Raw genomic sequence first — 12,403 nt, forward strand, 5'->3', positions numbered from 1 at the left:
CTGGTTGATCGGCGACGCGACGACGGCGCTCCTACGCAGTACCTTCCCCGGCTGCCGGGGAGGCCCCACTTGTCGCCTTCGCGGCACTCAGCCCGGCGGCCGTGGATGGGGCGGCCGTGGCAGCGTCGCGGTCGGGCGCTAGCGGGTCAGTCACCGCGCCGGTCTCCTCATCGAGCAGCCCCTGCGCCAGCCTGGTCACCGCAGCGGGGACCGGCGGCGCCAGGTCGGCCGTAGCTCGGAGGCCGGACAGGACGTCGTCGGGTCGAACGGCAGGTGTCAGATGCCGAACAACCAGCCGCAGTATCGCACAGGCATTGCCGTCGGGCCTATCGCCCTCGCGACCGGTGGCCTCCAGACGCGCCACTGCGGCCCGCGCGTCAAAGGCCCGCATGCCGTTTTTCGTCCGGCGCTCGACCTGCACCTCTTCCGCGGCGAGGAACGCCTCGACGGCGCGCCCGGCCGCCTCCGGCTCGACCCCGTCGAGCCGCATCTCCCACACCGAGGCCTCAAGGCGGTCGGCCAGGCCACTGGTGCGGGCCTCGACGGCGTCGATCACATCGAGCCCGTCGGGCAGTGACTCGTTGAGGAGTTCGCGCAGCTTGTCCGGATCGCGGTGCTGGGCGAGCTGGATCTCCAGATACTCGGCCTCGCTGCCCGTACCGGTCGGGGCGGCGTTGGCGTACGACACCTTGGGGTGCGGGGTGAAGCCCGCCGAATAGGCCATGGGGACCTCGGCGCGGCGCAGTGCCCGCTCGAAAGCGCGCTGGAAGTCGCGGTGGCTGGTGAACCGGAGGCGGCCGCGCTTGGTGTAGCGCAGTCGGATGCGCTGCACCGCCGGTGCGGGCGGCGGGCCTTCGGGCTGTCGCTTGCCCAGTGTCGTTCAGTCCTTCGTGAGTGCGGTCGTACTGCTACCAAGAGTACGTGTCCCGGGAGCTCCCGGTTCCCGTCGGGGCGGAACGGCAGCCGCAGGCTGCGGCTCCCTGGGGGCACCGAACAGGGCACGCCGCAGCTCCCGGCGGGTCTGCCGCACGGTCTCGCGGGCGGTGCGCAGCGCCTGCCGGACCGGCCGCCAGATGCCGTCCCGGATGCCGTGGCCGAGCGGGGTGAGCACGGTGCGGTACACCCAGCGCACCGGCTCGACGAAGAGCCACCGCAGCACCGTGCCGAGGAACCGGCCGACGGCCCGGGAGATGATCCCGGCGACCCGCCAGCAGTGCCCGAACGCCGCCCCGACCTCGCGGACGACCACCGTCACCACGACGGCCAGCACCCGCCCGGACGGCACCAGTACATGCCGCCACAGGGCGACCAGCGGCACGACCACGATCCACCGGACGAGGGTGGCTAGGACGGTGCCGAGGCCGCGTACCAGCCAGGCGATACCGCGCCCGAGGGGCGTCAGCACGTGGGCGTACAGCCACCGGGCCGGGACCACGACCAGATACCGCACCAGCCACGCCACCACCGCGCCGATCCCCCGGCCGACCGGCGCCAGCACATACCGCCACAAGGCCACCCACGGCCACACGAACAACGCCTTGCCCAACCACACCAGCGCCACACCGAGTCCCCGCACCAGCCAGGCGATTCCCCGCCCGACCGGCGTCAGCACGTACCGCCACAGCCACACCGCCGGAGCGACGGCCAGCGTGCGCCAGAGCCACCCCAGCGGGGCCACGACGAGCGTGCGCCAGAGCCACCCCAGCGGGGCCACGACGAGCGTGCGCCAGGTCCACGCCACGGGTAGCACGACGAGGGTGCGCCACAGCCAGGCGAGACCGCCGCCGAGGGGGCGCAGCACGGTCCGGTGGGCGGCCCTGCCGAGGGCGGCCAGCGCGTCCCACACCAGGCGCACCGGCACCACGAGCACCAGTACCACGATCCGTACCGGAAGCCGGACCGCGGTGGTCAGACAGCCCTCGCCCGGCTCGTAACGGTCGGGCACCCGCCGGTCCTTGTCCATGGGCTCCATGTAGCCCTCCCCCTAGTGCTTCTCGGTACTTCAGATGCGCCGTTGCTGCTGCTGCCCGGCGGTGGCCGCGGCCTCGTGGATCCAGTAGCGCAGCTTGTCGTCCCGCTGGTCCTCGAAGATCCCGCCGCAGGCCTCGATGACCCTACGCGAGCCGGTGTTGGTGTCGTCGCAGGTGACCAGCACCGGATCGATGCCCAGTTCGTGATGGGCGATCGGCAGTGCGGCACGCAGCATCGCGGTGGCGTGGCCGCGCCGGCGGGCACCGGGGCGCACGCCGTAGCCGATGTGGCCGCCCCAGGTGAGGAGGGAGGGGGTGAGCCGGTGGCGGAAGGTGACCCGCCCCAGGTAGGCGTCGCCGTCCACCCACCAGCGGGTGCTCAGCGGGACCGCACCGTCGACGCGCTCGTCGTCCATGACCCCGCCGACCAGGCCGACGTACTCGGCGAAGCCGTCAGCGGTCGGCCAGCGGGTCCCCCAAGTCCTCAGCTCCTGGGCCAGGCTGGAGTGCGCAACGGTCCCGGCACCGTCGGCCCGGAACTCGTCCATGGCGGCGAGAAAGGAGGCATGGACGGCGACAGTGGGGGCGATGAGTTGTGCTGACATCGGCTCATTGTGCGGGCGCACGCCACGGCCCGGCCACCCGCACCGTGCGGGGGCCGGACCGAAGAGGCGTACGGGAAGCGCTACTTGACGACGGTCAGCGGAAGCAGCTTCTTGCCCGTCGGGCCGATCTGGATCTCGGTGTCCATCTGGGGGCAGACGCCGCAGTCGAAGCACGGGGTCCAGCGGCAGTCCTCGACCTCGGTCTCGTCGAGCGAGTCCTGCCAGTCCTCCCAGAGCCAGTCCTTGTCGAGACCGGAGTCCAGGTGGTCCCAGGGCAGGACCTCCTCGTACTCCCGCTCACGCGTGGTGTACCAGGCGACGTCCACGCCGAACCCGGGCAGCGTCTCCTCGGCGGCCTTCATCCAGCGGTCGTAGGAGAAGTGCTCACGCCAGCCGTCGAAGCGGCCGCCGCCCTCGTAGACGGCGCGGATGACCGAGCCGATGCGGCGGTCGCCCCGCGAGAGCAGGCCCTCGACGATGCCGGGCTTGCCGTCGTGGTAGCGGAAGCCGATGGAGCGGCCGTACTTCTTGTCGCCGCGGATCTTGTCCCGGAGCTTTTCGAGACGGGCGTCCGTCTCCTCCGCCGACAGCTGCGGCGCCCACTGGAACGGCGTGTGCGGCTTGGGGACGAAGCCACCGATCGAGACCGTGCAGCGGATGTCGTTCTGCCCGGAGACCTTGCGGCCCTCGGCGATCACCCTGACCGCCATGTCGCCGATCTGGAGTACGTCCTCATCGGTCTCGGTCGGCAGGCCGCACATGAAGTAGAGCTTCACCTGCCGCCAGCCGTTGCCGTAGGCCGTGGAGACGGTCCTGATCAGGTCTTCTTCGGAGACCATCTTGTTGATGACCTTGCGCATCCGCTCCGAGCCGCCCTCGGGCGCGAAGGTCAGACCCGAGCGACGGCCGTTGCGCGTCAGCTCGTTGGCAAGATCGACGTTGAAGGCGTCGACCCGGGTCGACGGCAGCGACAGACCGATCTTGTCTTCCTCGTACCGGTCGGCGAGCCCCTTCGCGACCTCGCCGATCTCGGTGTGGTCCGCGGAGGACAGCGACAGCAGGCCGACCTCCTCGAATCCCGTGGCCTTCAGGCCCTTGTCCACCATCTCGCCGATGCCGGTGATGCTTCGCTCCCGTACGGGGCGCGTGATCATGCCGGCCTGGCAGAAACGGCAGCCGCGGGTGCAGCCACGGAAGATCTCGACCGACATCCGCTCATGGACGGTCTCGGCCAGGGGGACGAGCGGCTGCTTGGGGTAGGGCCACTCGTCGAGGTCCATGACGGTGTGCTTGGACACCCGCCACGGGACGCCGGAGCGGTTCGGCACGACGCGGGAGATCCGCCCGTCGGCCAGGTACTCGACGTCGTAGAACTTGGGGACGTAGACGCTGCCGGTCTTCGCGAGGCGGAACAGCAGCTCGTCGCGGCCGCCGGGCCGGTCCTCGGCCTTCCAGGCGCGGATGATCTCGGTGATCTCCAGCACCGCCTGCTCACCGTCGCCCACGACCGCGCAGTCCAGGAAGTCCGCGATCGGCTCGGGGTTGAAGGCCGCGTGACCGCCGGCGAGGACGATCGGGTGGTCCTCCGTACGGTCCTTGGCCTCCATGGGGACACCGGCCAGGTCCAGGGCGGTGAGGAGGTTGGTGTACCCCAGCTCCGTGGAGAAGGAGACACCGAGCACGTCGAAGGCGCCGACGGGGCGGTGCGCGTCGACCGTGAACTGCGGGACGTGGTGCTCACGCATCAGCGCTTCGAGGTCCGGCCACACGCTGTACGTGCGCTCGGCCAGCACACCCTCGCGCTCGTTGAGGACCTCGTAGAGGATCATGACGCCCTGGTTGGGCAGACCGACCTCGTAGGCATCGGGGTACATGAGCGCCCACCGCACATCACAGGAGTCCCAGTCCTTGACGGTGGAGTTCAGCTCACCGCCGACGTACTGAATGGGCTTCTGCACATGCGGGAGCAGGGCCTCGAGCTGTGGGAAGACCGACTCGGCAGACATCTCGAACCTTCGTGAGCTGGCGGGGGGCGACTCTCAAGCGTAACTGCTCGCAGCCACCCCCCTCGCACGGCGGCCGGACGCCCCGCAGTGGCGGAGAGCACAGGGGCCGGCACACTTCGCGCTCCTCCCGCGGCGGATCGTCTCCGCGCCGACGGAGCTGCCGCGCACCGGGCAAACGAGCGAGCACCTGGCAGGTCACGGCCGGAGCGCGGCCCGGTGCCTGGGGCGCGCGGCCTTCTTCCACAGGTCCGGCAGTGCCCGTTCCCGGTCCGCCGCCAGGGCCTCTTCGCGCCCGTACAGCAGACCGAAGGTGAAACCGCCCTCACCGGCCTGCTGTGCCCGGGTCGCCAGCTCGCGCAGCGCGGCGCGCGCCACCACGCTGTCCTGGTGGTCCCCCAGCAGCTGCTGCACCCGCTTGGTCCGCCGGGCGAACTTCTTCGCCGGCCGGCCGAGCGCCGGGCGGGCCGCCTCCGCCGCGTACCGGGTGCGCTTGGCCGCCTTGCGGGCGCCGTGCAGCGCCTCGTCCCGCTCCCGGCCGGCCGGTGCGGCCAGCGCGGCCTCCATCCGGCGGGCCAGCCGTCGGTAGTCCTTCAGCACCGCCCCGGCCACCACCTCGGGCGCCGGACGGCCGGCGGCCTTGCGCAGCGGCGGCTCCTCCAGAAAGGCGTGCAGGGTCTTCAGCAGCGACAGATGGCGCGGTCCGTCCAGGACGGCGAGCAGCTGGTCCCGGGCGCCGGCCCGGCGCCGTTCGGACCAGATGCGCAGCCGGGCGTCCACCGGGCCGAGCCGCAGCGTCCCGGGCACCTCGGCCAGCGCCTCCCGGAGCCGCTCGGTCAGCACCTCGCGATCCCGCTCCACCCCCAACTCGGCGGCCAGCCACTGGAGTTCGACGCCGATGGGCCGGGTGGCGGCGCGGTCGAGCACCTTGGTGTACGAGCGGAAGGCGCTGCGCAGCCGGCGGGTGGCGACCCGCATCTGGTGCACCGCGTCAGGCAGATCCCGCCGCACTGCGGGATCCAGCTCGATGATCGCCCGCACCTGTGCGCGGGCATAGCGCAGGACGACATCTCCGGTGGTCTGCTCCTGCTTCCGTCCGGCGCCCGCGCCCTTGCCCTTGACCTTGGTTTTGCCCCTGGTCGCGGCGTTGTCCTTGGCCGTGGACTTCGCCTTGGCCGCGGATTTCGCCTTGGCCGCGGATTTCGCCTTGGCCGCGGACTTGCCGGAGCCGCCCGTGCGCCGCTGGTCCGGCCCGGCGGCCTCCGGCGCGGCCCCGTCGCGGCCCTGGCCCGTCTCGGCCAGCGCCCGCGCCAGCTTCGACGCCGCGGAGGCGGGACGCACCCCGACCGCGGCCAGCGCCCGGCCGATCCCGTCCAGCAGCCCGGTATCGCCCTCCCCGAGCAGCTCCACCTCGATCTCCCGCCAGCGGGCCCCGGCACGCCCCGCTCCGCCCTTCCGGGCGCCGACGGCCCCGGCCGCGGGCCACGCATGCACGCCGTCCTCCGCCACCTCCGCGAGCGCCGTGCCCGCGGCGTCCTTGAGCACCCGGACCGTGCGCCGCGTCCGCAGCCGTACGACGGGGACCAGCTCCCGGTCCAGCACCCGGGACCGCAGGAGCGCGGTCAGCTCCGCGGGCGGCGTATCGGACAGCGGTGCCCGCACCTCGTCCCGCACCCCCGGCGCGACCGGCAGCTTCAGATGCCAGCCCGCGTCCCTGCCGCCGGTCCGCCTGCGCAGCGTGATGCCGTCGGCAGCGAGGCTCTGCTCAGCGGTGTCGTAGTAGACGGCGTCGAGATCCTCGGTGCCCGCCTCCGCCACGGAGGCGACCCGGTCGACCGCGGCCAGGTCGGGCAGCCGGGTGTCGTCGTCGGCTTCGTATTTCCGCTCGATTTCCCGCACGGTGTCCGCCATGAATCGAATCTAGCCACCCATTCCGGCCGGGACCACCCGCCCGGCCCGAGAGGGTGCCACGGGGCCGGAATCCGCCGGAGCGGGTAGCACTCGCCGTACAGGGTGACTTACGGTACGTGACGAGCCCGCCACGCAGAGTGGCAATGGGCGCACACTCGACCCCTACGGGGAGGGAGACACCCGTGCACCCCCAGACCGCACCCGTCACCCGGACACCCATCCGCGTCTCGGCAGGCGCCCGCCCGCACCTCCTGACCGCGCCGAGCACCCCCATCGCCCCGAAGACCGCCCGCGACTTCGTCCGCGCGGTGCTCCGCCGCACCCCCCTCGCCCCACTTCTCGAAACCGCGGTGCTGCTCACCTCGGAGGCGGTGACCAGCGCCCATCTGCGGACGCCGCGGTCCGCGGACATCCTGCTGCGGATGCTGACCACCGGGCACGGACTGCGGATCAGCGTGCACGATGAGGCTCCGGTGCGGATTCCGCGGCCGGCCGCGGTGGCCGGTGAGCCGGCAGCCGATCACGGACTGCTGCTGACCGGCCAACTCGCCGACGACTGGGGCACGACACCGTTCGGGGGTCTGCCGCGGTCCACCTCGCTCTGGTTCGAGCTGCGCCTCAAGCCCTGACCCGGCCTCAGCGGGAGGCCGACAGCGGGCGCTGCACCCGGATCGACTGGAGCAGCCCGATCGCGATCCAGACCGCGAACATGGAGGTGCCGCCGTACGAGACGAACGGCAGCGGGAGTCCGGTGACAGGCATGATCCCGAGGGTCATGCCGATGTTCTCGAAGGACTGGAAGGCGAACCACGCGATGATGCCGGCGGCCACGACCGTGCCGTAGAGCTCGGTGGACTCACGGGCGATCCGGCAGGCGCGCCACAGGACCACCCCGAGCAGCACGATGATCAGGCCCGCGCCCAGGAAGCCGAGCTCCTCACCGGCGACGGTGAAGATAAAGTCCGTCTGCTGTTCGGGGACGAACTGGCCGGTGGTCTGGCTGCCGTGGAAGAGGCCGGATCCGGTCAGTCCGCCGCCGCCGATCGCGATCCGGGCCTGGTTGGTGTTGTAGCCGACGCCGGCCGGGTCGAGGCTCGGGTTGGCGAAGGCCGCGAAGCGGGCGATCTGGTAGTCGTCGAGCAGTCCGAGCTGCCAGACGGCGACACAGCCGACGACACCGGTGCCGACCAGCCCGAGGATCCAGCGGTTGGAGGCGCCGGAGGAGAGCAGTACGCCGAGGATGACGGCGCCGAGCACCATCACCGAACCGAGGTCGGGCATCAGCATGATGACGGCCACGGGGACGGCGGCCAGCCCGAGGGCCTGGACGACGGTGCGGTGGTCGGGGTGCGGGCGGTCCCCCGCGTCGACCCGGGACGCCAGGATCATCGCCATGCCCAGCGTGATGGTGATCTTGGCGAACTCGGCGGGCTGGAGGGAGAAGCCGCCAGGGATCGCCAGCCAGGAACGTGAGCCGTTGATGGTGGCGCCCAGCGGGGTCAGCACCAGCAGCGCCAGCACGACCGAGAGGGCGTAGAGGACAGGGACGGCACCGCGCAGCGTGCGGTGGCCGAGCCAGATCGTGCCGCCGGCGAGCGCCAGGCCGATGCCGAGGTTCAGCAGATGGTGCAGGAAGTAGTAGTACTCGTCGCCGTGGTTGAGCTCGGTGCGGTTACGGGTGGCGGAGAAGACCAGCAGCGAGCCCAGCAGTGACAGCACCAGGCAGGACGACAGCAGTATCCAGTCCAGCTTGCGCAGCAGCGAATCACGCGCCGTCAGCTTGCCCCAGGTGCCGAGCTCGGGGGTGTAGCGCCGGATCGAGAACGCCCGGGAGGTGTGGCTGGTCGTCACTGTGGGCTCTCCGATGCGGACGGCGACGGCGACGGCGGGACATACGGCTTGATGGGCTGGGACTGGATGGCGCCATCACTTTCGATCTTGGGCAGCCTGCCCTCCGGCTTCGGGAGCAGAGCAGCCTTCGGGTCGATGTCGCCCTTTTCGCTGACTCCGTACAGGGCGTTGTAGATGTTGCGCACGGCGGGACCGGAGGCGCCGGAACCCGTACCACCCTGGGAGATCGTCATGACGATCGTGTAGTCCTTGGTGTACGTCGCGAACCACGAGGTCGTCTGCTTGCCGTAGACCTCGGCCGTACCGGTCTTGGCGTGCATCGGGATCTTGTCCTGGGGCCAGCCGCCGAACCGCCAGGCGGCGGTACCGCGGGTGGCGACACCGGCGAGGGCGCCGTCCATCTGCCCGAGGGTCTTCTGCGACACCGGCAGCCGGCCGTGCGACCGGGGCTTGATCCGCTGGATGTGCTTGCCGTCGGGGCTGACGATGGCCTTGCCGACGCTCGGGTTGTAGAGCGTGCCGCCGTTGCTGATCGCGCCGTAGATGGTCGCCATCTGGATCGGGGTGACGAGGGTGTCACCCTGCCCGATGGCGTAGTTGATCGAGTCGTAGGCGTGCAGCTTCATGCCCTCCAGGCAGCCTTCCCGGGCGAGCTTGGTGCCGAAGTCCTTCTTCTTCGGCCAGGCCTTGGCCTGTTCGCACCAGCCGGCCTTGTTGGCCCTCCAGAAGTCCTTCTTCCACTTGCGGTCGGGGACCCGGCCGGTGACCTCGTTGGGGAGGTCGATGCCGGTCTCGCTGCCGAGGCCGAACTGGTGGGCGGTCTTGTAGAACCAGTTCTTGGCGTCCTTCTTCGGCTTGTCCCCGCCGTCCTTGCGCCACTCGTCGTGCGAGAGCTTGTAGAAGACGGTGTCGCAGGAGACCTCCAGCGCCCGGCCGAGGCTGATCGCGCCATGGCTCTGCGACTCGAAGTTCTTGAAGACCTGGCCGCCGATGCTGTACGAGCTGGTGCAGGGGTAGTGACCGTTGAAGTCATAGCCCGCGTTGACCGCGGCCGCGGTCGAGATGACCTTGAAGATCGAGCCGGGGGCGGCCTGCCCCTGGATGGCGCGGTTCAGCAGCGGGTAGTTGGAGTCCTTGCCCGTGAGGTGGGCGTAGTCCTTGCCCGAGATCCCGCCGACCCAGGCATTGGGGTCGTAGGTGGGGTTGGAGGCCATCGCCACCACCCGGCCGGTCTTCGCCTCCATGACGACGACGGCGCCCGAGTCGGCCTTGTAGTTGGTGCCCGTGTTCTTGTCGTGCTCCTTACGGGCGTCCTTCATGGCCTGGTCCAGCTGCTTCTCCGCCAGACCCTGCACCCGGGCGTCGATGCTGGTGACGACGCTGGCGCCGGCCTTGCCCTTCTCGCTCTTCGCCTGGCCGATGACCCGGCCGAGGTTGTCGACCTCGTAGCGGGTGACGGCGGCCTTGCCGCGCAGCGCGGCGTTGTACGTCCGCTCCAGACCGGACCGGCCGATCTGGTCGGAGCGCAGCAGCGGCGAACGGCTGTGCTCGGCCTTCTTGATCTCCTCGTCGGTGACCGGCGAGAGATAGCCGAGGACCTGGGCGGTGTTGGCGTTGCCCGGGGCGGCGTAGCGGCGGACGGCGGTCGGCTCGGCGCTGATGCCGGGGAAGTCCTCGGAGCGTTCGCGGATCTGGAGGGCCTGCTGGGTGGTGGCCTCGTCGGTGATCGGGATCGGCTGGTACGGCGAGCCGTTCCAGCAGGGCTGCGGCGTCTTGGAGTCGCAGAGCCGGACCTTGTTGCGGATCTCCTTCTCGGACATCCCGAGCACCTTGGCCAGCCGGCCGAGCACGGCCGTGCCGTCGTCCTTCATCTTCAGCAGCTCGGTACGGCTGGCCGACACCACCAGACGGGTCTGGTTGTCGGCCAGCGGCACCCCGCGCGCGTCGAGGATGGAGCCGCGGGTCGCGGGCTCGATGACCTGCTGGACGTGGTTGTTCTTCGCCTCGGTGGCGTACTCCTGGCCGTTGCGGATCTGCAGGTACCAGAGCCGGCCGCCGAGGGTGAGCAACAGCGAGAAGACCAGGATCTGGATCGCAATGAGCCGGACGCTGACCCGGGAGGTCCGGGTTTCCGGGAGATTACTCATGGCGCGCAGCGCCTCCATGAGGGGTCGTGGTCGAAGGACGGGAGAGCGTCACAGCCGCTTGACCCCCTTGATACGGCCCACCTTGTCGCGGGCCGACTTGCCGAGCAGACCGCCGCGCTGGCTGCCGATCCGCGCCCCGGAGCGCACGGACTTCATGGCGCCGCGGCTGGCCTTGAGGCCGGTGCCGGTGGTGAGCCAGCCGTACCCGGAGGTGCCGGCGGAGCCGCTCGGGCTGCTGGAGCCGTCGCCGGTCAGCGGATCGCCCTCGGTTCTGCGCGCCAGCGCCATCACCAGCGGGACCACGAAGGGGGCCAGCAGCAGGTCGTAGAGGGTGGCGCTGAGCAGCAGTCCGACGATGCCGACGTGCCGGGCGGCGGTGTCGCCGACCAGCGCGCCGACGCCCGCGTACATCAGCGTCGAGCCGATCGCGGCGCCGATGACGACGAGCAGCGGCACCGTCGCCGAGCGGTGCCGGCCGGAGTCCGGCTTGGTCAGGCCCGCGGCGTAGCCGATGACGCAGAGCACCAGCGCATAGCGGCCGATGGCGTGGTCGGACGGCGGGGCGAGGTCGGCCAGCAGCCCGGCGAAGAAGCCGATGAGCGCGCCGCCGACATGGCCGTAGACCAGCGCCAGACCGACCACCACGAGCAGCAGCAGGTCAGGTACGGCGCCGGGCAGCTGGAGTCTGGCGAGGATGGTGACCTGGATGACGAGGGCGACGACCACCAGCGGGGCCGAGAGCAGAATCCGGTTGATGCGCATCGGTCAGCTCCTGGGAGGGACGCTCGCGGAGGGGGTGGCCGTGACGGTGACCGTCGGCGTCGGCTTGGGCTTGGCCGGCTGCGGCGGCAGGACGGTGTCGCGCGGGTCCTCACGGGGCGGCTGGACGACGACGCCGACGATGTCGAGCTGGGAGAAGGCGACGAACGGCCGGACCTGGAGGGTGCGGGTCAGATCGCCGTTGAACGGCTCGACCCGGACGACCTTGCCGACGGGCACTCCTGGCACGAACGGCTTGTCCTTGCTGGAGCCGAAGGTGACCAGGCGGTCGCCCTTCTTGATGTTGGCCCGGCCGTTGAGGAGCTGGACGCGCAGCGAGCGGACGCCCTGCCCGTTGGCGAAGCCGATCTCGTTGGTCTTCTCCATGCGGGTGCCGACGGTGAAGTCGGGGTCGGCGGCCAGCAGGACGGTGGAGGTGTCGGCGCCGACGGTGGTGACCCGGCCGACCAGACCGTCGCCGTTCAGCACGGTCATGTCGCGGCGGAGGCCGTCGCGGCTGCCGGCGTCGATGGTGACGGTCCAGGAGAAGCCCTGGGCCGAACCGATGGCGATGACCTGAGCGCCTTTGATGGCGTACTGGCCGGTGCCCGCGGTCTTGAGGATCTTGTCGAGCTCGGCGGCGCGGCTGCGGTTCCGGTCGGAGGAGCCGAGCTTGGCCTTCAGCGCCTCGTTCTCGTGCTCCAGCCTGCTGATCCGGTCGTGCCGGCGGCCGGAGTCCCGTACGGCACCGACCGCGTTGCCGACCGGGTCGACGACGCGGGCGACGCCGCTTTCGACCGGGCCGAAGGCGGAGGCGGCGGCTTGCCGGGCACCATCGAGCGGGGACTGTTCGCCGCCGCGGATATCGACCGTGATCAGCGCGAACGCGATCGCGACCAGCAGCACCAGCAGCAGCCGGCTCTCTCGTGTGTCCCTCACGTGCGGCGGCCGTGTCCTTCCTCGTAGGACCGGCCGGCTGCGGGCCCCGCCGGTCTCGTTCGGGAGTTGAGCGTTGTGCCTGTGACGGTGCCCGGTGGTGAAGCGTCAGTGCACCGTGTATGTCGGGATGTTGCGCCTGCCCCTCGGCCGGTCCGGCGGATCGGCCGAGGTCGCCGGGGGCCCGGGCGCCGCGGCCGCCGCGGGGCGGCCGCGGCGCG

Annotated in this window: 10 protein-coding genes; 1 reads left to right on the forward strand and 9 read right to left on the reverse strand. The window is 71.1% G+C overall.

What is annotated here, in order from left to right; translation table 11 throughout:
• Positions 1–31: 31 nt before the first annotated feature.
• The 5 genes from AB0C46_RS19880 to AB0C46_RS19900 all read right to left on the reverse strand — a co-directional run bounded on the left by AB0C46_RS19880 (position 32) and on the right by AB0C46_RS19900 (position 6,489).
• The gene (locus AB0C46_RS19880) at positions 32–832 is read right to left on the reverse strand and encodes a TIGR03936 family radical SAM-associated protein (RefSeq protein WP_362829166.1); all 801 of its coding nucleotides are present in this window, start codon (positions 830–832) and stop codon (positions 32–34) included.
• Between the two features lie 48 nt (positions 833–880).
• The gene (locus AB0C46_RS19885; RefSeq protein ID WP_362829167.1) at positions 881–1,972 is read right to left on the reverse strand and encodes a hypothetical protein; all 1,092 of its coding nucleotides are present in this window, start codon (positions 1,970–1,972) and stop codon (positions 881–883) included.
• A 30-nt stretch (positions 1,973–2,002) separates the two neighbouring features.
• Positions 2,003–2,575 carry a GNAT family N-acetyltransferase gene (locus AB0C46_RS19890; RefSeq protein WP_362829169.1) on the reverse strand — a complete coding sequence of 191 codons (573 nt, stop codon included), beginning with the start codon at positions 2,573–2,575 and terminating at the stop codon, positions 2,003–2,005.
• 80 nt (positions 2,576–2,655) lie between these two features.
• The gene (locus tag AB0C46_RS19895; protein ID WP_362829170.1) at positions 2,656–4,581 is read right to left on the reverse strand and encodes a TIGR03960 family B12-binding radical SAM protein; all 1,926 of its coding nucleotides are present in this window, start codon (positions 4,579–4,581) and stop codon (positions 2,656–2,658) included.
• A gap of 195 nt (positions 4,582–4,776) precedes the next feature.
• Positions 4,777–6,489: a CYTH and CHAD domain-containing protein gene (locus AB0C46_RS19900; RefSeq protein WP_362829171.1), complete on the reverse strand. Its 1,713-nt coding sequence runs from the start codon at positions 6,487–6,489 to the stop codon at positions 4,777–4,779.
• Between the two features lie 182 nt (positions 6,490–6,671).
• On the opposite strand from AB0C46_RS19900, the gene AB0C46_RS19905 reads away from it, so the two are divergent.
• Positions 6,672–7,118 (forward strand): ATP-binding protein, encoded by a 447-nt coding sequence (locus tag AB0C46_RS19905; RefSeq protein WP_362829173.1) that lies wholly within the window; start codon positions 6,672–6,674, stop codon positions 7,116–7,118.
• A gap of 7 nt (positions 7,119–7,125) precedes the next feature.
• Here AB0C46_RS19905 and rodA read toward each other — a convergent pair whose 3' ends face one another.
• The 4 genes from rodA to mreC are packed head-to-tail and all read right to left on the reverse strand — an operon-like array spanning position 7,126 to position 12,185.
• Positions 7,126–8,307: a rod shape-determining protein RodA gene (rodA, locus tag AB0C46_RS19910; RefSeq protein ID WP_362829189.1), complete on the reverse strand. Its 1,182-nt coding sequence runs from the start codon at positions 8,305–8,307 to the stop codon at positions 7,126–7,128.
• Between the two features lie 29 nt (positions 8,308–8,336).
• Positions 8,337–10,487, reverse strand: coding sequence for a penicillin-binding protein 2 (gene mrdA, locus AB0C46_RS19915; RefSeq protein ID WP_362829174.1), 2,151 nt, complete (start codon positions 10,485–10,487; stop codon positions 8,337–8,339).
• A 48-nt stretch (positions 10,488–10,535) separates the two neighbouring features.
• Positions 10,536–11,249, reverse strand: coding sequence for a rod shape-determining protein MreD (gene mreD, locus AB0C46_RS19920; RefSeq protein WP_362829176.1), 714 nt, complete (start codon positions 11,247–11,249; stop codon positions 10,536–10,538).
• Between the two features lie 3 nt (positions 11,250–11,252).
• Positions 11,253–12,185, reverse strand: coding sequence for a rod shape-determining protein MreC (gene mreC / locus AB0C46_RS19925; RefSeq protein ID WP_362829177.1), 933 nt, complete (start codon positions 12,183–12,185; stop codon positions 11,253–11,255).
• Positions 12,186–12,403: the final 218 nt, after the last annotated feature.

It is taken from the genome of Streptomyces sp. NPDC048637 (assembly GCF_040650675.1).
Lineage (GTDB): Bacteria > Actinomycetota > Actinomycetes > Streptomycetales > Streptomycetaceae > Streptomyces.